The 16,886-nt window shown below is 64.8% G+C and carries 20 protein-coding genes and 1 riboswitch; of the genes, 13 read left to right on the top strand and 7 right to left on the bottom strand.

Annotated features, from left to right (window positions below; all coding sequences use genetic code 11):
- Positions 1 to 116 precede the first annotated feature (116 nt).
- Entirely contained in the window at positions 117 to 566 is a 450-nt protein-coding gene (locus I4X03_RS20485; RefSeq protein WP_223470110.1) for an Rv1443c family protein, read from the top strand.
- 67 nt (positions 567 to 633) lie between these two features.
- Here the strand turns inward: I4X03_RS20485 and I4X03_RS20480 are convergent, their stop codons facing one another.
- From I4X03_RS20480 to I4X03_RS20455, 6 genes are all read right to left on the bottom strand, one after another.
- The gene (locus I4X03_RS20480; RefSeq protein ID WP_223470109.1) at positions 634 to 1,254 is read right to left on the bottom strand and encodes a general stress protein; all 621 of its coding nucleotides are present in this window, start codon (positions 1,252 to 1,254) and stop codon (positions 634 to 636) included.
- 133 nt (positions 1,255 to 1,387) lie between these two features.
- On the bottom strand, positions 1,388 to 1,810 hold the full coding sequence (locus I4X03_RS20475) for an Ohr family peroxiredoxin (RefSeq protein ID WP_223470108.1): 423 nt from the start codon (positions 1,808 to 1,810) through the stop codon (positions 1,388 to 1,390).
- A gap of 135 nt (positions 1,811 to 1,945) precedes the next feature.
- Positions 1,946 to 2,371 carry a nuclear transport factor 2 family protein gene (locus tag I4X03_RS20470; protein ID WP_223470107.1) on the bottom strand — a complete coding sequence of 142 codons (426 nt, stop codon included), beginning with the start codon at positions 2,369 to 2,371 and terminating at the stop codon, positions 1,946 to 1,948.
- Positions 2,368 to 2,589 (bottom strand): tautomerase family protein, encoded by a 222-nt coding sequence (locus tag I4X03_RS20465; protein ID WP_223470106.1) that lies wholly within the window; start codon positions 2,587 to 2,589, stop codon positions 2,368 to 2,370. The genes I4X03_RS20470 and I4X03_RS20465 overlap by 4 nt, the downstream gene beginning before the upstream one ends.
- 35 nt (positions 2,590 to 2,624) lie before the next feature.
- Positions 2,625 to 3,362: an SDR family NAD(P)-dependent oxidoreductase gene (locus I4X03_RS20460; protein WP_223470105.1), complete on the bottom strand. Its 738-nt coding sequence runs from the start codon at positions 3,360 to 3,362 to the stop codon at positions 2,625 to 2,627.
- Positions 3,363 to 3,508: 146 nt separating this feature from the next.
- The gene (locus I4X03_RS20455; protein ID WP_223470104.1) at positions 3,509 to 4,417 is read right to left on the bottom strand and encodes a LysR family transcriptional regulator; all 909 of its coding nucleotides are present in this window, start codon (positions 4,415 to 4,417) and stop codon (positions 3,509 to 3,511) included.
- Between the two features lie 79 nt (positions 4,418 to 4,496).
- Here I4X03_RS20455 and I4X03_RS20450 point away from each other — a divergent pair, with 79 nt between their 5' ends.
- Positions 4,497 to 4,880, top strand: a complete 384-nt coding sequence (locus tag I4X03_RS20450; protein ID WP_223470103.1) for a tautomerase family protein — start codon at positions 4,497 to 4,499, stop codon at positions 4,878 to 4,880.
- Here I4X03_RS20450 and I4X03_RS20445 read toward each other — a convergent pair.
- Entirely contained in the window at positions 4,873 to 5,505 is a 633-nt protein-coding gene (locus I4X03_RS20445; protein ID WP_223470102.1) for an NAD(P)H-binding protein, read from the bottom strand. The two genes, I4X03_RS20450 and I4X03_RS20445, sit on opposite strands and share 8 nt — an antisense overlap.
- A gap of 154 nt (positions 5,506 to 5,659) precedes the next feature.
- On the opposite strand from I4X03_RS20445, the gene cobT reads away from it, so the two are divergent.
- The 11 genes from cobT (at position 5,660) to I4X03_RS20390 (ending at position 16,755) form a co-directional block, all read left to right on the top strand.
- On the top strand, positions 5,660 to 6,694 hold the full coding sequence (gene cobT, locus I4X03_RS20440) for a nicotinate-nucleotide--dimethylbenzimidazole phosphoribosyltransferase (protein WP_223470101.1): 1,035 nt from the start codon (positions 5,660 to 5,662) through the stop codon (positions 6,692 to 6,694).
- A 3-nt stretch (positions 6,695 to 6,697) separates the two neighbouring features.
- Positions 6,698 to 7,501, top strand: coding sequence for an adenosylcobinamide-GDP ribazoletransferase (locus tag I4X03_RS20435; protein ID WP_223470100.1), 804 nt, complete (start codon positions 6,698 to 6,700; stop codon positions 7,499 to 7,501).
- Between the two features lies 1 nt (position 7,502).
- On the top strand, positions 7,503 to 8,048 hold the full coding sequence (locus tag I4X03_RS20430) for a histidine phosphatase family protein (RefSeq protein WP_223470099.1): 546 nt from the start codon (positions 7,503 to 7,505) through the stop codon (positions 8,046 to 8,048).
- Positions 8,044 to 8,259, top strand: a riboswitch (cobalamin riboswitch). (Overlaps the previous gene by 5 nt.)
- A 140-nt stretch (positions 8,260 to 8,399) precedes the next feature.
- Positions 8,400 to 10,268, top strand: coding sequence for a TonB-dependent receptor domain-containing protein (locus I4X03_RS20425; RefSeq protein ID WP_223470098.1), 1,869 nt, complete (start codon positions 8,400 to 8,402; stop codon positions 10,266 to 10,268).
- A gap of 3 nt (positions 10,269 to 10,271) precedes the next feature.
- Positions 10,272 to 11,297, top strand: a complete 1,026-nt coding sequence (locus I4X03_RS20420; RefSeq protein ID WP_223470097.1) for a FecCD family ABC transporter permease — start codon at positions 10,272 to 10,274, stop codon at positions 11,295 to 11,297.
- A 35-nt stretch (positions 11,298 to 11,332) separates the two neighbouring features.
- A complete protein-coding gene (gene cobO / locus I4X03_RS20415) occupies positions 11,333 to 11,935 on the top strand; it encodes a cob(I)yrinic acid a,c-diamide adenosyltransferase (protein WP_223470096.1) in 603 nt (200 codons plus the stop codon).
- A gap of 10 nt (positions 11,936 to 11,945) precedes the next feature.
- The gene (cobU, locus tag I4X03_RS20410) at positions 11,946 to 12,503 is read left to right on the top strand and encodes a bifunctional adenosylcobinamide kinase/adenosylcobinamide-phosphate guanylyltransferase (protein WP_223470095.1); all 558 of its coding nucleotides are present in this window, start codon (positions 11,946 to 11,948) and stop codon (positions 12,501 to 12,503) included.
- On the top strand, positions 12,497 to 13,441 hold the full coding sequence (gene cbiB / locus I4X03_RS20405; protein ID WP_223470094.1) for an adenosylcobinamide-phosphate synthase CbiB: 945 nt from the start codon (positions 12,497 to 12,499) through the stop codon (positions 13,439 to 13,441). The genes cobU and cbiB overlap by 7 nt, the downstream gene beginning before the upstream one ends.
- Positions 13,434 to 14,423: a threonine-phosphate decarboxylase CobD gene (cobD, locus tag I4X03_RS20400; protein ID WP_223470093.1), complete on the top strand. Its 990-nt coding sequence runs from the start codon at positions 13,434 to 13,436 to the stop codon at positions 14,421 to 14,423. Before cbiB ends, cobD begins: the two co-directional genes overlap by 8 nt.
- The gene (locus I4X03_RS20395; RefSeq protein WP_223470092.1) at positions 14,420 to 15,301 is read left to right on the top strand and encodes a cobalamin-binding protein; all 882 of its coding nucleotides are present in this window, start codon (positions 14,420 to 14,422) and stop codon (positions 15,299 to 15,301) included. Before cobD ends, I4X03_RS20395 begins: the two co-directional genes overlap by 4 nt.
- Positions 15,298 to 16,755 (top strand): cobyric acid synthase, encoded by a 1,458-nt coding sequence (locus I4X03_RS20390; protein WP_223470091.1) that lies wholly within the window; start codon positions 15,298 to 15,300, stop codon positions 16,753 to 16,755. Before I4X03_RS20395 ends, I4X03_RS20390 begins: the two co-directional genes overlap by 4 nt.
- The last annotated feature ends 131 nt before the right edge of the window (positions 16,756 to 16,886 follow it).

The following is a 16,886-nucleotide window of genomic DNA, read 5'->3' as shown; positions in this document are numbered from 1 at the left end:
ACAATGCGCTTCCAATTAAACGGCTGAACTTGCCTGAACTGCGACTTGGCTAACGGAAGGGACAGCGGGAAGCGGCGACAATGCTAGTTACGCTAGTTAACTTATTTTGGAAGCCGATGTCGAAAGAGCGCCTCAGTTTTGCCACCACCCTACCAACCTCCGTCGACGAACTTTGGACATGGTCGACGTCGATCCGCGGCATCCAGGCCGAGATGTGGCCGGTCCTGAAGATCACCTTCCCCAAGGGACTGAAACATATCGACAAGGACACGGCGCTGGGCAAGCCGCTGTGCCGCTGCCACTTCCTGCTGCTCGGGATATTTCCGATGGATATGTCGAAGCTGACCTTCGTCGAACTGGTTCCCGGCCACCGGTTCGTCGAGCAGTCGCCGCTGTTCTCGATGCAACTGTGGCGCCATGAACGCGTGGTGACGCCAGCGCCTGGGGGTGCGACCGTCACCGACAACCTGGAGTTCACGCCGCGTTTCGCGGCGCCTGTCGTGCGCTGGTTCGTCAAGCGCTTCTTCGAGCATCGCCATGCGGTGTTAGCGAAAACCTTCGCCTGAAACGAAAAACTCCGCTTGCCGGCAATGCCGGCAAGCGGAGTCGGGACTTCCGGGGAAAACCGGGTGCTTAGACCTGGTCGTCCAGCTTGGAACGATCGGGGGTCAGCGGCGTGAACACGCGCACGCCGCCGCGGCGCACGCTGGTCAGGCGCGGACCGGAATCCATCGGCTCCTGATAGGTCGTCCCCATCGGCCGGTCGTCATTCAGCGACTGCTGCGCAAACAGGTTGCGGTCTTCCTCGAACTGCAGCGAACTGCCTTCCGACTGCTGCATGCTGCCCGGGCTGCCCACGCGCATCGCTTCGCGGCGCGGCATGCTGGCGCCGCCCCACTCCGCTTCTTTCTCGTCGATATCGACGGGACCGAAGCGCTCGACGATGTCGCTGGCGCGCTCGACTTCCATCTCGCTCTGCGCGGTCACCGTCAGCACATGATGGCCTTTGTTGAGCGCGGTCGCGTAACGGTTCGAATGCACGTCGTCATCGCTGCCGAACAGGTCGCTGAAGAAGTGCTTGATGCTGGTGCCCAGGCTTTCGTCTTCGGTGCGTTCGGCCGAGGCGTCGGCAATGCTGCTGGTGTCTTCCGACAGGCGTACGTCCTGGCGCGAGAAGGTCGACAGCAGCAGCTCGTCCATGGCGGACTGCGCATCGGCGCGGTTATCGAATACGGCGATCAAGGTATGTTGCATGATGAATTCTCCCATTGTTGAGTCAAGCGCGGGCAAGGTATGCCCGCAAATCAATAGCGATAACACAACTGAGAATAGCGCAATTTATCGCTAGCGATCACACCGTTGACTCGCGTCAACTTCGCGATCCGCCTTAGCTGGAGACGGTCGTCGCTACGTCTATGTTGCCATGCAAGGCCTTCGAATACGGACACATGGTGTGGGCCGTCGCCGCCATCTGGCGGGCGACGGCCCTATCGATGCCGGGCAACGCGACATTGAAGCGAGCTTGCAAACGGTAATCGGCTTCGCCATGGACGCCGAGGTCGATCTCCACGTCCACTGCGGCCTCTGGCGACAGCGCCACACCCGAATGCCTGCCGACCAGGCCAAGCGCGGACAGGTAGCAGGCACCCCAACCAGCAGCAAGCAGCTGCTCCGGGTTGGTGCCCTCCCTGGCTGAGCTGAAATGGTTCAGCGACACATGCAGGCGGCCATCCGAACTGCGGGCGGCGCCATCGCGCCCGCCGGTGATATGGGTTTGCGCGGTGTACAGGACTTTATCAAGATTGTTCATGGCTTTGCTTTAAAAATAGTGAGGTGGAGATACGGCTAAGGCTGAACCGATGTTCTCGCATGCGATTTATCATGAGGGATAACGTGCAAAAGGCAGCCACTCGCTGCGCCTGCCTGCGAGCAGCCGTTTTTCGGCTCAGCGCTGGCCGGGTTTCGGCTTAGGCGGCAACTCGTCGAACACCTTGTTGACGATCCGCCAGCGCCCGCCCTGGTGCAGCAGCGACAGGTAGTTGTAGTAGTCGAAGCCGCGTGCCGGCACATGCACCTTGGCCATGGCGATCGCGTTCAGCACATCGATAGAGAGCACCCGCATCGCACACGGTTCGCCCAGCACTGCGGGCGCGGTCCGCTGCGCGACCTTGTCGAACCAGGCCTCGACAGGCTGGTGATACGCCTGCCCGTCGACCTCGGCGAACGACGCCGCTTGTGGATGAAAGACCGAGCGCAGCAGGTCGATGTCGCCGGTGTACAGGCCACTGAAATAATCGCTAAGGACTTGGCGGATCGCGTGATGATCGTCGATCACGCCATCGGCGGTGCCGGGCAGGCTGGCCGTATTCACGGCTTCCGCCTGGCCGCGGCCTGGCGCTGGCGGCGCAAGGTCACCATTTCGCCGCCGCGGCCCCAGTTGTCGGTGTTGACCTCGTCGATGACCACGAAGGTCTCGTCGGGATCCTTGCCGAGCACCTCGACCATCAAATCGGTCGCGCCAGCGATAATCTTCGCCTTCTGCTCATGGGTGACGCCTTCGTCGGTCACCTGAACCAGGATGTAGGGCATGATTCACTCCTTCTGTTGAATGTGCGAGAGCCGGATCACCAGACGCCGGCGGTGGCGCCGCCGTCCACGCCCAGCACGACGCCGGTGGTGAACTGCGCATCGGTCATGTAAAACACCGCCTCGACGATGTCCCGTACCTGGCCGTAGGCGCCGGTCGGCTGCAGGCCCTTCAGGAACTCATGTGCGCCCTCAGGGTGCAGCGGGGTATCGATGATGCCCGGGGCGACCGCTGTCACCTTGACGTTGTGCGGCGCCAATTCAAGCGCCAGCGCGCGGGTGGCGTTGTTGATGCCGCCCTTCACCAGCACCGGCAGCAGCGCGGGCGCTGTCGCGTTTGGCTGGCTGGCCACGCTGGCGGTGATGTTGACGATATGCCCGCCCTTGTTCGCGACCATGTGCGCGGCCGCTTGCTGCGATGGATAGAAAAAACCTTTCAGGTTGGTGTTGACCAGGCTGTCGACGTCTCCCAGCGTGTACTCGGTGAATGGCTTGGCAATGAAGATGCCGGCGTTATTGATTAGCACATCGACCTTGCCGAAACGTTCGATGGCAACCTTGAACAGCGCAACCGCCGTCGCCGGGTCGGCAATGTCGCCCGCCACGCCGGCGAAGTTCTCTGGATTGCCGAGGGTGGCTGCCGCCTGGTCCAGGCGTGCGCCGGTGCGGGCATTGCCCACCACATTGTCGCCGCGCTTCAGGTATGCCGCTGCCAGTGCCAGGCCGATGCCGCTCGATGCACCGGTGATGATGACGGTGCGAGGTGCTTTGCTCATGATGTTTCCCTTTATGGTGGATGGCAGCCTGAAGGGAAAGTCCTGCAGCGCACGCCATGAACACCACTATAGGGAGATGGAATCGCGGGAAAAAGACGGTCAGCTGCAATACATTCGATACATGATGTAACGAATCGTGGACTTGCCTAGCGCAGCTGCTCGATCAGGAAATCGACGAAGACGCGCACCCGCAGCGCCACGTGGCGGGCATGCGGGTACAGCAGGCAGAACGGCCGCGAGCGTCCGCCATGCGCTGGCAACAGCTCGGCGAGGCGGCCGTCGCGCAGGTCCGCCGCGACAATGAAGCGGTAGGTCTGGAACAGGCCGCCGCCGGCGCGCGCGAGGGTCACCGCGCCGAGAATGTCTTCGGCGCATCCGTACAGTCCGCTTGTCTGCAGCTCGACATCCTCACCGCCAACGCGGAACAGCCACGGGATGTCGCGCCCGGTACTGGGCAGTGCGAACTGGATGCAGTTGTGTGCGGCCAGATCATCCAGCGTGGCTGGCACACCGGCGCGCTGCAGGTAGGACGGCGCTCCCACGACGACCAGTTCGGCGTCTTCCAGGGCGCGCGCGATCATGGTCGAATCCGCCGGGGCGCGGCCGCGGATCGCCAGATCGAAACCTTCGTCGCCGAAGTCGACATTGCGATTACTGAGATGGACTTCGACCCGCACGTCCGGATAGCGGCGCGAGAATTCAGGCAGCAGCGGCAACACGCGGTAATGCCCATACGGCGTCGGCATGCTGATGCGCAGCACGCCGGACGGCGTGCTCTGGCGCCCGGTGACCAGCCGCTCCGCCTCGACCAGCTGGTGCAGCGCGCCACGGCATTGCTCGTAATACTCCTTGCCGGGATCGGTAAGGTGCAGCGTGCGCGTGGTGCGCACAAACAGGCGCACGCCAAGGCGCGCTTCGAGGCGTGAAATGGCCCGGCTTACCGCTGCCGGCGTGACTGCGGCCGCGGTTGCGGCGGCAGTAAAGCTGCCCAGTTCTGCAGTCGAACAGAACAGCTCAATACTGCCCAGCAGGAGGTCGTCGAATTGCCGGCTCATGACTGTTTACTGAAGTATTCACAGCAGAAGCATATACTGAAACACGTCGGCGTAAAGCCAGTCAAAAAAGGGACGCAAAATGCCTTTGGTACGCATTGATTTAAACGCGGGGAAAAGCGAAGCCTACAGGAAATCGGTTGGCGACGTCGTGTATGAGGCGATGCTGTCGACGATCAATGTACCGGTCAATGACCGCTTTCAGATCATCACCGAACATCCGTCCGCCGGCCTGATGATCGATCCGGGATATCTCGGCATCGCCAGGTCGCCCGACTGCCTGATTATTCAGGTGACGCTAAGCACGGGAAGGACCGTCGACCAGAAAAAGGCGTTCTACAAGGCGATTGCCGATGGCCTTCACGCGCGCCTGCAAATCCGGCGCGAAGATGTGTTCATCAGCCTGATCGAAGTACATAAGGAAGACTGGTCGTTTGGTAACGGCGAGGCGCAATACGTCACCTGATGTCGTCGGATTCGACAATCAGGTCGCCGCTGCCCGGCATCATCGCCTGTTCGAGCAGGCAGCGTGCGACCGCGTCGGCAGCGACTGGCCGGTAGCGCGCTGGCAGCAGCGGGGCAAGCGCGCGGCTGATCACAAGGGCGACCTTTTCCAGCGGCCTTGGCGTGGCGCGCTCGGTGTCGAGCAAGCCTGGGCGGACGATGACGAACCGGTCGAAGCCGACAGCGCGGATGCCGTCTTCCGCTTCGGCCTTGGTGCGCTGGTAGAAGCTGCCTTTGTGGCTTGCTCCCAGCGATGAATTGAGCGCGAAAACGCGGGCGCCACAGCGTTTGGCCCTGGCCGCCAGCGCGATCGGCAAGTCGCGGTCGACGGCGGCAAAGGCCGCCTGCGACCCGGCCGCCTTGATCGTCGTGCCCAGCGCGCAAATCACGGCGTCCACCGCCAGCCAGTCTGCCTGTTCGGGAAGCGCATCGAAGTCCGGCATTGGATTGACCAGCTTGGGATGCGCCGTCAGCGGCCGTCGGGTTGGCGCCACGACCACGCCAACGCGCGCGTCGGCCAACGCCAGGCGCAGCACATGGCCGCCAACGGCGCCCGTGGCGCCTGCCAACAAGATTCGGATCGCCACGGCTTCTCCTCGGTAAGCAAAAGTATCAATACGTGGATGATAGCCGATACCGCGCTGCTCTTCGGCCCGGCCACGGTAGCCAGGTAGTGCGATGTCGGGTTGTGCTAAGGTGTCGCGCGCATCGATATGAAAACCACAACCACCGAGAAGTCCCATGCGCATACCATCCGCCAGCCCGATCCACAACGCCGCCCTCGCTGATCAATTGAGCAGCGCAATCAACAACAAGACCAAGCCCCTCGGAAGCCTTGGGACGCTCGAACGTCTGGCGCTGCAGTTAGGGATGATCCAGCAGAGCGTCGACGTGCGGCTGGTCCGGCCAGCGATCCTCGTGTTTGCCGCCGACCATGGCATCGTCGCCGAGGGCGTATCGGCATACCCGCAAAGCGTCACCTGGCAGATGGTGGAAAACTTCCTCGCCGGCGGCGCTGCGATCAATGTGTTCGCCCGCCAGAATGGTTGCGCGCTGCAGATCGTCGATGCCGGCGTTAATCATGATTTCGGCACGCGCGCGACGCTGATCGACCGCAAGGTCGCCATGGGCACGCACAACTTTGCGCAAGGCCAGGCAATGACCGAGGCCGAATGCCTGCGCGCGATCGGGCACGGCATCGAACTGATTGATGGCCTCGACGGCAACGTGGTCGGGTTTGGCGAAATGGGCATTGGGAACACCACCGCGGCTGCGGCGCTGATGCACAAGATGACCGGCATTGCCGTCGCCGATTGCGTTGGCGCCGGCACCGGGCTGCCGCCCGAAGGGATCGCGCACAAAGCCAGCGTCATCGAAGCGGCAGTCGCACGCCACGCCGAAGTCCGCGAGCCGCTCGATATCCTCGCCACCTTTGGCGGCTTCGAGATCGCCATGATCGCCGGCGCCATGCTGCGCGCCGCCGAGCGCCGCATGGTGATCCTGGTGGACGGCTTCATCGTGACGAGCGCGCTGCTGGTTGCGGCGCGCCTTCACCCGGCAGTCCTCGACTACTGCGTGTTCTCGCACTGCTCCAATGAACGCGGCCACCAGCGCATGCTGGAACATCTGAACGCCACCCCGCTGCTCCATCTCGGCCTGCGCCTGGGCGAGGGTACCGGCTGCGCCTTGGCGCTGCCGCTGCTTGCGAGCGCCGCCGCGTTTTTGCAAGAGATGGCAACCTTCGATTCGGCCCAGGTCAGCCAGCGCGAGGGGTAAGCGATGCGGAAGATCGCGACTGCCTGCGTGTTTCAGTTCCGGCTTTTTTTCATTGCCGTGCAATTTTTCACGCGCATTCCCATCCCGCGCTGGGTTGGCTTTGACAGCGCCTGGCTGCACCACGCCTCGCGCTACTTTCCGCTGGTCGGCGTGCTGGTTGGCGCGGTCGCCGCCGCCGTCTACCTGGCCGCTGCCATGGCATGGCCGGCGCCGGTTGCGGTGCTGCTGTCGACCGCGGCCACGATCTACCTGACCGGCGCCTTTCACGAAGACGGCTTCGCAGACATGTGCGACGGTTTCGGCGGCGGCATGACGCGCGAACGGGTCATGGAGATCATGAAGGATTCGCGTATCGGCACCTACGGCACGGTCGGCATCGCGATGCTGGTGGCGCTGAAATGCTTGCTGCTGGCGATGCTGGACCCGCTGCTGGCGGCTGCGGCGCTGCTGCTGGCGCACCCGCTCTCGCGCCTGGCCGCGGCCGCGCTGATCTGGCGCCTCGACTACGTCCGCGACGAAGGCAAGGCCAAGCCGCTGGGGCAGGATATGACCAATGTCGAATTCCTGATTGCGGCCGGTAGTGCCGCCCTGCCCGCGCTTGCCTTGGGCGTGAGCGGATACCTGCCCTGGCTGTCCATCGTCGTCGCGGCAGCATTCGCCGCAGCGGCAGCCGCATGGCTAGGCGTCAAATGCGTGCAGCGGCTCGGCGGCTTTACCGGCGACTGCCTCGGCGCCGTCCAGCAACTGAGCGAAGTGGCCATCTACCTGGCCGTGCTGGCGTGTGCCGGCCAGGCCGCACTGGCCTGACATGCGGGTACACCTGATCCGCCACTTCGCGCCGGACGTCGCGCCCGGTGTCTGTTACGGCAGCGCAGACCTGGCGGTGAGCGATCAGGTGCATGACCATATGCTGCCGTTTGCGCTTGCAGCGTTGCCAGCTGCCGTACCTGTGTATTCCAGTCCGCTCAAGCGCTGCCTGCGCCTGGCGCGCGCGCTGGCACCGGAGGTGCGCATTGACCCGCGCCTCGCCGAGCTGGATTTCGGCGCCTGGGAACTGCGCCCATGGAGCGAGATCGCCCGCGCGGAAGTCGACGCCTGGGCCGCAAACGTCGCGCATTACCGTCCTGGCGGCGGCGCCGACAGCGTGGCGGCGATGGCGCTGCGGGTACACGCGTTTTACGATGACCTGCTACAGGCGCCGCACACCGAGTGCGTGCTGGTCTGCCATGCCGGCACCATCCGATTGTTCGCCGCGCGCCAGCTCGGCCTCGCCCCGTCCGAGATGGCCCGGCACGCAGCCGCGCATGCCCATGCAATCGGCTACGGCGGCGTGTTGACACTTGACTGTGTATAATCGACACCGTTTTGGTGCCCGCACACATGTCCATGTGTGCAGTTAAACGGGAAACACGAAGCCTTTACAGCTAACGTGTGCTGCCCCCGCAACGGTAAGCAAGCGTCGCCTCGCGCGACACGCCGGTTCGAACAACCACTGTGCTATCAGCATGGGAAGGTGAACCGGTACACTTGCAAGCCCGGATACCGGCCAAAGCAGGTGGAAGTGCGCGAACGGGGATGTTTGCGGCGCGGCCGGGCTTTGCATTTCCTTCGTCCAGTCAGTCGAATCTCATCCTTGCTTGTCGCAGTTCTGTTCAATCTAGCCTGCGGGGACGCAGGCTGGTTGCTATTTGACTGAAGATTCGATATGACCTTTCCTGTTGCACGCCGCGCGGCGCTGTCGTCGCTTGCGCTCGCCCTTTCCATTCCCTCCTCCCTGGTACTCGCCGACGACAGCATGGTCGCCGAAGTCCTGGTCACCGCCAACCGCTCGAACCAGGCCGCTCGCGATGTCCTCAGCGACCATGTAGTCATCGGCTCGGACGACATTGCGCGCTCCGGCGCGCGCTCCGTGATCGACCTGCTGCAGATGCAGCGCGGGATCGAAGTCGCACGCAATGGCGGCCCTGGCGCCACATCGTCCGTGTTTATCCGTGGCGCCGACAACCGCCAGAATGTGGTGATGGTCGACGGTGTTCGCATCGGCTCGTCCACCACCGGCGGCGCCAGCTGGAGCGCGCTGCCGCTGGCCGACATCGAACGCATCGAGATCGTCTACGGCCCACTGGCCACCATGTACGGTGCCGATGCGCTGGGCGGTGCGGTCCAGATCTTCACCCGGCGCGGCGCCGGCGCTCCACGCCTGACCGCTGCGGCGCGGATCGGCAGCAACGGCTTGCGCGAGGGCGAAGCGGCTTTCAGCGGGTCGACCGGCGGCGCGCATTCTCTCAACTATGCCATGGCCGCATCGCGTTCCGGGGACGACGGCTTCTCTGCCACGCAACCCGGCGCCTTCTCGTTCAACCCTGACCGCGATGGCTACGACAAGGAAAGCGCCAGTGGCCAGTTGGCGTTCCAGCTCGCCCCTGGCCACGACATTGGCGCCTTGTTCCTGCATAGCCGTCTCGACGCCGACTACGACGCCGGTGCCGCCAGCTACCGCGCGCGCAGTGTGCAGAAGCTGGACAACGTCGCGCTGTTCTCGCGCCATCAGCTCGGCGCAGCCTGGCTGCTCAGCCTGCAGGCCTCGGAGGCCACCGACACATCGCAAGATGACAGCAGCGCGGCGCTATCCGGACGAAACCGGATCGAGACGCGCCAGCACGCGCTCAGCATCCAGAACGACATCGCCATTGGCGACGATCTGCTCCAGCTGGTGCTCGAGCGGCGCTCGGAAGAAGTGATCTCCAATTCGAGCGGCGCGCTGAACCGCCGCCGCGATACCGATTCGGCCGCGGCGTCGTACTCGCTGCGCGCCGGCGATCACCTGGCAAGCCTCAGCGCGCGGGTGGACGACAGCAGCCAGTATGGGGCGAACAACACCTGGGGACTCGGGTACGGCTACCGCCTGACCCGCGCGCTGCGCCTGAACGCCAGCACCGGCACCAGCTTCCGCGCACCGACCTTCAATGAGCTGTACTACCCAGGCTATGGGGTAGCATCGAACCGCCCGGAGCATGGACGCAACGTCGAAGCAGGTGCGTACTACAGCGACGGCAGTAATGCGGCCAGCATCGCCTGGTACCGCAACAAGGTGCGCGACCTGCTGGTCAGCACCAGCCGCTGCCCGGTTGAAGTAGCGACCCACCCGTTCGGCTGCGCGTACAACGTCAACCGCGCCCTGCTTGGTGGCGTATCGATCGGCGCGAGCACCAGCCTGGCCGGCATCAACCTGAAGGCAGCGCTCGACTTCCAGGACCCGCGCGACGACACCACCGGCAAGCAGCTGGCGCGCCGCTCGAAGAGGCACGCCAAGCTCGCCGCCGATTATGCCTTCGGCGCCGCCACGATCGGCGCCGAGGTGCAGGCGTCCGGCAAGCGCTTCGACGATGCTGCGAACCGCAACGCGCTCGGCGGATACGGCGTGGTGAACCTGCTGGGAGAATATCGCTTCGGCCAGGACTGGTCTGCGCTCCTGCGCTGGAACAACGTCGGCGACAAGCGCTATGCGCTGGCGCGGTATTACGCGACGCCGGGCTCGAACTGGTTTGCCGGCCTGCGCTACGGCGCGCGCTGACGCATGCAGGCGACACCGATCGCGCTGCGGCGCCGCGCCGGCATGGCTGGCGCGGCGTTGCTGCTGCTGGCCGTGACCTGCTTCGTGGTGGCCGGCCTGGTGGGATCGGTGCCGGTCCCGCTGCGGCAGCTTCCGTACGCGCTCGTGGAACTGGGCGGGACGGATATCCGGTCGATGGCGGCGATCCTGCTCGACCTTCGGCTCTCGCGCGCGCTGACCGCGTTCGTCACCGGCGCATCGCTCGCGCTGGCCGGCGTGATGATGCAGGCGTTGCTGCGCAATTCGCTGGCCGATCCCTACACCCTCGGCATTTCCGCCGGTGCATCGGTTGGCGCGGTCGCTGCATTGCTGTTCATGGCGCCGGTGTGGGCGGTGGACGCCAGCGCGCTGGCCGGTGCGGTGGCCTGCTCGGCGCTGCTGTACCTGTTCGCCCGGCGCGGGCTAGACGGTGAAACGTCGGTGCGCGGCGGCGCCAGGCTGCTGCTCCTCACGGGCGTGGTGCTGTCATCGGCCTGCATGGCCATGGTGACATTGATGCTGTCGATCGCCCCGGAGAGCCGCCTGCGCAGCATGATCTTCTGGATGATCGGCGACATCGCCGGCGCGCCGGTGCGGGCCACGCCATGGATCGTGCTCGCCGCGGTATTGGCGTTTGCCTTGTACAGCGCAAGGTCGCTGAACGTGCTGGCCTTGCACGACGACGAAGCGGCCACGCTCGGCGTGAGGGTCGGGCCGACGCGCAAGGGCCTGTTCTTCTGTTCCGCCCTGCTGACAGCGACGGCGGTCGCCAGCGCCGGCAGTATCGGCTTCGTCGGCCTGATCGTACCGCATGCGCTGCGCTTCGCGCTCGGTGCCGACCATCGCCTGCTGGTTCCCGCCGCGACGCTTGCGGGCGGCATCTTCCTGGTGCTCGCCGACACATTGGCACGCACAGTGGCAGCACCGCAGCAGCTGCCAGTCGGCGTGGTGACAGCACTGATTGGCGCACCCGTATTCCTCTATCAGCTACACCGCCTGCGCAGCGCCTGACGCCGCGCGGCGGCCCTACTTCAACAAGAGAGCTTATGAACGACATCAACGAACGACACCGCATCCGCATGGAACGCAAGAAGGCAGTCATCGATAAGAAAATCAGTGAAGCGGACAAACACATCGGCATCATTGTCGTCACGACCGGCAATGGCAAGGGCAAGAGCTCGAGCGGCTTCGGAATGGTCATGCGGGCACTGGGCCATGGGATGAAGGTCGCGGTTGTCCAGTTCATCAAGGGCGGCATGTCCACCGGCGAAGAGAAGTTCCTGCGCCGCTTCCCCGACGAAGTCAGCTTTCACGCGATGGGAGAAGGCTATACATGGGAAACCCAAGATCGCCAGCGAGACACCGAGAAGGCAGCCGAGGCATGGGCGCTGGCGCGGCGCTTCCTGTCCGATCCGGACATTGGCCTGGTCCTGCTCGATGAGCTGAACATCGCGCTCAAGTACCGCTACCTCGATGCCGAAGACGTCATCGAAGACCTGCTCGACCGCCCGGCGATGCAGCATGTGGTGATTACCGGACGCGGCGCGCCCGAGGAGCTTATCGCGGTTGCCGACACGGTGACCGAGATGGCCGTCGTCAAGCACGCATTCCAGGCCGGCATCGCGGCCCAGCAGGGAACGGAATGGTGAGGGCCCGACTGTGACCACTACCCTGGTTCTGGGCGGCGCGCGATCCGGCAAGAGCGCCTACGCTGAAACGCTCGCGCTGGCTGCTTTCCGGCAGGTCTGCTACATCGCCACCGCGAGCGCGGGGGACGAGGAAATGGCGCGCCGGATCGCCCACCACCGCGAGCGCCGGCCGGATGAATGGACCACGGTTGAAGAGCCCATCGCGCTGGCCGATGCCATCGATGCGCATGCGGGGCCGGACACGGTCGTGCTGGTGGACTGCCTGACCTTGTGGCTTACGAACCTGATCTTTTCCGGCGCCACCTCGTTTCCGGAAACCGGGGTGGTCGCGTTACCGCCGCGCTTTTGCGTCGAGCGCGAGCGCCTGCTTTCTGCCCTTGCGCGGCCACGCGGCGACGTCATCCTGGTATCGAACGAGGTCGGCATGGGCATCGTGCCGGTCGGCGCGGTAACCCGCTGCTTCGCCGACGAGGCCGGGCGGCTCAATCAGGCGGTAGCGGCCATCGCGGACCGGGTTGTGCTGGTTGCGGCCGGACTGCCAATCGTGTTGAAGGGCGCGCCATGTTGAGTGGCCTGACGCTTTTCGACCTCGCATGGCTGACGGCTGCCGCGGTGGCGCTCGACATGCTGCTCGGGGAGCCGCGCAGGTGGCATCCGCTGATCGGCTTCGGCAACCTGTCGTCGCTGCTTGAGCGAGCGCTCAACCGGGGCCGCGCGCTTAAGCTGCGTGGAATGCTTGCATGGCTGCTCGCCGTCGCCCCGTTGGTGGCGCTGTCAGCCTGGCTGGCCGACGCATACGGTGCGGCCATTCACCTAGCGCTGCTCTATTTCAGCCTGGGCCTGCGCAGCCTGCACGACCATAACCTGCCAATCGCGCGGGCGCTGCTCGCCTGGGACATCAGCAGCGCGCGCCTGCTCACCGCGCGCATTGTCAGCCGCGACACCACCGAGCTGCGCGAGGAAGAACTGGCCAAGGCAAGCGTCGAATCGCTGCTCGAAAATGGCAACGACGCAGTGTTTGGCACGTTGTTCTGGTTTGCGGTTGCTGGCGGCCCAGGCGCACTCATGTTCAGGCTTGCAAACACGCTCGACGCCATGTGGGGTTACAAGACAGCGCGCTTTCTTCGGTTTGGCTGGATGGCCGCACGCTTCGATGATCTCGTTAACCTTCCTGCCGCGCGCCTGACCGCGCTGTCGTATGTGGCGCTGGCCGAGGACAGCCGCCGCGCGCTACGCTGCTGGCGCGTGCAGGCGCCGGCGTGGTCAAGCCCGAACGCCGGCCCGGTCATGGCGAGCGGCGCCGGCGCGCTCGGGGTGCTGCTCGGTGGTAGCGCCACGTACGACGGCGTGTTGGAACAACGGCCCGTCCTTGGCGCTGGCAAGCCACCGGCGGCGCACGATATCGAACGGGCCTGGAAGCTGGTCGTCCGGACGACCATCCTTTGGCTCGCACTCATGGCCTTTGCCGCGATCGCGGCGCATCTATCTGGAGCCCATCATGCTTGAACACGGCGGTAACCTGCGCGCGGCCTCGGCACAGTTCGACCGCCCCCTGTCGAACTGGCTTGACCTGTCCACCGGCCTGAATCCGCACGGCTATCCTGCGCCCGATGCGGGCGCGTCTGCCTGGCACCGCTTGCCCGAAAAATGCCCGTTGCTCGTTCAAGCGGCATCCCGCTACTACGGCGCACCCCACATGCTGGCGGTGGCCGGGTCGCAGGCGGCGATCCAGGCACTCCCGCGCCTTCGGCCGCCGTCGCGCGTGGTGGTGGCGGCGCCGTCCTATGCCGAGCACGCGCACCACTGGCAACAGCACGGACACAGCACGCGCGAGGTGCCGCATGCGCTGCTCGATGCGGCCGTGAGCGATTGCGATGTCCTGGTGGTCTGCAATCCGAACAACCCGACCGGACATACCGTTCCGCGCGAGCGCTTGCTGTCATGGCGCGAGACGCTCGCGCAGCGCGGTGGATGGCTGGTGGTCGACGAGGCGTTCGCCGATGTCGCGCCGGCCAACAGCATCGCCGATATGGCTGCGCTGCCTGGCATGGTGGTCCTTTGCTCGGTGGGCAAATTCTTCGGGCTTGCGGGTCTTCGGGTCGGCTTCGCCGGCGCCGAACCGGCCCTGCTCGACCGATTGGAAAGCCTACTTGGCCCATGGACTGTCAGCGGTCCGGCCCAGCATGTGGCGCGCGCGGCCCTGTGCGACCGGGCATGGCAAGCGCGTACCCGCGAGCGCCTGGCCGCCGACCATGCGCGCCTGAGCGCGATACTTCGGGACAGCGACCTGGATGCATCGGGTACTGCGCTGTTCCAATGGTGGCCAATGGAAGAACCGGAGCCGCTGTGGCGGCACCTGGCACAGCGCGGAATCTGGACCCGCCTGTTCCTGCACGGCGCGCGCGGCATACGGGTGGGCATGCCTCCCGACGAACCGGGCTGGCAAAGGCTCATCACAGCACTCAACGAATGGAAAAATCAATCATGAGAAAATTTTTGCTCGCGCTGGCGCTAGTCGCGGCGCTACCGGCGCAAGCGCAGATCACCGTACTCGATGACGACGGCAATCCCGTCACACTGCAAAAGCCCGCGCAGCGCATCATTGCGCTGGCGCCGCACGTGACTGAACTGCTGTTCGCTGCGGGCGGCGGCAGCCGGATCGTCGGCGCGGTCAGCTACAGCGACTATCCCGAGGAGGCAAAGCGCATACCAAAAATCGGCGATAACCGCATGATCGACATGGAGCGCGTCGCGGCGCTGCGGCCCGACCTGGTGGTGGTATGGATGCACGGGTCGTCGCAGCGCCAGATCGAGCAATTGCGCGCGCTCGGCATTCCGCTGTACCACAGCGAGCCGCGCCGGCTTGCCGATATTCCGAACGGCGTGCGCAGGCTTGGCAAGCTACTGGGGACAGATGCAGCCGCAGAGGCGCAGGCGCGCCAGCTCGAAGGCAAGCTCGCCGCGCTGGCGAAGCGTTATGCCGGGCGCGCCCCGGTGCGTACCTTTTACCAGGTCTGGGACAAGCCCCTGTACACGCTCAACGGAGGCCATATTGTCAGCGACGCGATCCGTCTGTGCGGCGGCGACAACATCTTCGCCTCGATGAAGGTTACCGCGCCAGTGGTCGATATTGAAGCGGTGCTGCAGCGCGATCCGGAGGCGATATTCAGCACGGCAGCGCGCAGCGACGATGACGGCGGCATTGGCATCTGGCGGCCCTTTACCACGATGACCGCAGTACGCCGGGCAAACCTGTTCCGGGTCGACGGCAACCTCCTGAACCGCGCCGGACCGCGCATGATCGATGGCGCAGCCGCATTGTGCGAACATCTTGAGACGGCACGCCAGCGCAGGAGCAAGTCATGACCTTCCCGTTTCACACCCTGATGGTGCAAGGGACCACTTCCGACGCCGGCAAGAGCACGGTGGTTGCAGCGCTGTGCCGGGTGCTGCGGCAGCAAGGCGTGAAAGTTGTCCCGTTCAAGCCTCAGAACATGGCGCTCAACAGCGCAGTGACCGCTGACGGCGGCGAGATTGGCCGCGCCCAGGCACTGCAAGCAATCGCCGCCGGCCTGGTTCCGCATTCGGACATGAACCCTGTGCTGCTCAAGCCATCAAGCGATACCGGCGCCCAGGTGATCGTGCACGGGAAGGTGCGCGCCGACATGGACGCGCGCGATTATCACACCTACAAAACAGTCGCGATGTCGGCCGTTCTGGAGTCGTACGCGCGGTTGCGGGCACAGTATCAAACGGTGATTGTCGAGGGTGCGGGGAGCCCGGCGGAGATCAATTTGCGCGACCGCGATATCGCCAACATGGGATTTGCCGAGGCGGTCGATTGCCCAGTGATTCTGGTTGCCGACATCGACCGCGGCGGGGTGTTCGCGCATTTTATCGGCACCCTCGACTGTCTGTCGGAAAGCGAGCGCAATCGCATCGTCGGCTTCGTCATCAACCGCTTCCGCGGCGACCTGTCACTACTCCAGCCGGGCATCGACTGGCTGGAGCGGCGGACTGACAAACCGGTACTGGCAGTGCTGCCCTACATGCATGGCCTGTACCTCGATGCCGAAGACGCGGTACAACCGGCGCAGGCCGGCAGCGGCAGCTTCCGGGTCGTCGTGCCGTCGCTGCCGCGCATGAGCAACCATACCGATTTCGACCCGCTGCGCGCGCATCCCGATGTCGACCTGCGCTTTGTGCGCCAGGGCGAGGCGCGCCCGGCTGCCGACCTGCTCATTCTCCCGGGCAGCAAAAACACCAGGGCCGACCTGGCGTGGCTCAAAGCCGAGGGCTGGGGCGCGTACATCGACAGGCACCTGCGTTATGGCGGCAAGGTGATCGGCATCTGTGGCGGCTTCCAGATGCTTGGCACCAGCGTGTCTGATCACGCCGGACTGGAGGGACCACCCGGCGAATCGGATGGTCTTGGCATGCTTGAGATGACGACGACGATGGCGGCCAGCAAGCATCTGGCGCAGGTGCGTGGAAGCTGTACGTTCGCCGACGCGGCGGTCAGCGGCTATGAGATACACATGGGGCAGTCCCAGGGAGCGGCACTTGAGCGGCCAGCGTTCATGATTGCCGGCAGGGCCGAGGGCGCGCGGTCGGGCGACGACCAGGTACTTGGCACTTACCTGCATGGGCTGTTCGATTCGCCCGATGCGTGCAGCGCCCTGCTCCGCTGGGCTGGACTGGATAGCGAGACGGTGGTGGACGCTGGCGCGTTACGCGAGCGCAGTCTCGACCGGATAGCCGAGGTTTGCGCGCCACTTTGCGCACGGCTGGGAGGACTGGTGAGGCCGTCCGCGCCGTAGGGTAATTCCCCCACATAAAGAGCGCGTTCAGAAGTAGAATTTTCTACTTAAGACACAGAAAGCTCTACATGAAGACCTCCCGTTTTACCGACAGCCAGATCATCGCCATTCTCAAGCAAGCCGAAGCCGGC

The organism is Massilia soli (genome assembly GCF_016809835.1).
GTDB classification, from domain to species: Bacteria; Pseudomonadota; Gammaproteobacteria; order Burkholderiales; family Burkholderiaceae_D; genus Telluria_A; species Telluria_A soli.
This window is presented reverse-complemented; position numbering and strand designations above follow the sequence as displayed.

Bases quoted from the DNA above. Each gene is read 5' to 3' on its own strand.
- I4X03_RS20425 (WP_223470098.1), top strand. From the start codon at position 8,400: ATGACCTTTCCTGTTGCACGCCGCGCGGCGCTGTCGTCGCTTGCGCTC.
- I4X03_RS20435 (WP_223470100.1), top strand. From the start codon at position 6,698: ATGCGGAAGATCGCGACTGCCTGCGTGTTTCAGTTCCGGCTTTTTTTC.
- I4X03_RS20430 (WP_223470099.1), top strand. From the start codon at position 7,503: ATGCGGGTACACCTGATCCGCCACTTCGCGCCGGACGTCGCGCCCGGT.
- I4X03_RS20480 (WP_223470109.1), bottom strand. From the start codon at position 1,254: ATGCAACATACCTTGATCGCCGTATTCGATAACCGCGCCGATGCGCAG.
- cbiB (WP_223470094.1), top strand. From the start codon at position 12,497: ATGTTGAGTGGCCTGACGCTTTTCGACCTCGCATGGCTGACGGCTGCC.
- I4X03_RS20460 (WP_223470105.1), bottom strand. From the start codon at position 3,362: ATGAGCAAAGCACCTCGCACCGTCATCATCACCGGTGCATCGAGCGGC.
- I4X03_RS20390 (WP_223470091.1), top strand. From the start codon at position 15,298: ATGACCTTCCCGTTTCACACCCTGATGGTGCAAGGGACCACTTCCGAC.
- I4X03_RS20420 (WP_223470097.1), top strand. From the start codon at position 10,272: ATGCAGGCGACACCGATCGCGCTGCGGCGCCGCGCCGGCATGGCTGGC.
- I4X03_RS20450 (WP_223470103.1), top strand. From the start codon at position 4,497: ATGCCTTTGGTACGCATTGATTTAAACGCGGGGAAAAGCGAAGCCTAC.
- I4X03_RS20475 (WP_223470108.1), bottom strand. From the start codon at position 1,810: ATGAACAATCTTGATAAAGTCCTGTACACCGCGCAAACCCATATCACC.
- cobD (WP_223470093.1), top strand. From the start codon at position 13,434: ATGCTTGAACACGGCGGTAACCTGCGCGCGGCCTCGGCACAGTTCGAC.
- I4X03_RS20455 (WP_223470104.1), bottom strand. From the start codon at position 4,417: ATGAGCCGGCAATTCGACGACCTCCTGCTGGGCAGTATTGAGCTGTTC.
- I4X03_RS20485 (WP_223470110.1), top strand. From the start codon at position 117: ATGTCGAAAGAGCGCCTCAGTTTTGCCACCACCCTACCAACCTCCGTC.
- I4X03_RS20465 (WP_223470106.1), bottom strand. From the start codon at position 2,589: ATGCCCTACATCCTGGTTCAGGTGACCGACGAAGGCGTCACCCATGAG.
- I4X03_RS20395 (WP_223470092.1), top strand. From the start codon at position 14,420: ATGAGAAAATTTTTGCTCGCGCTGGCGCTAGTCGCGGCGCTACCGGCG.
- cobO (WP_223470096.1), top strand. From the start codon at position 11,333: ATGAACGACATCAACGAACGACACCGCATCCGCATGGAACGCAAGAAG.
- cobT (WP_223470101.1), top strand. From the start codon at position 5,660: ATGCGCATACCATCCGCCAGCCCGATCCACAACGCCGCCCTCGCTGAT.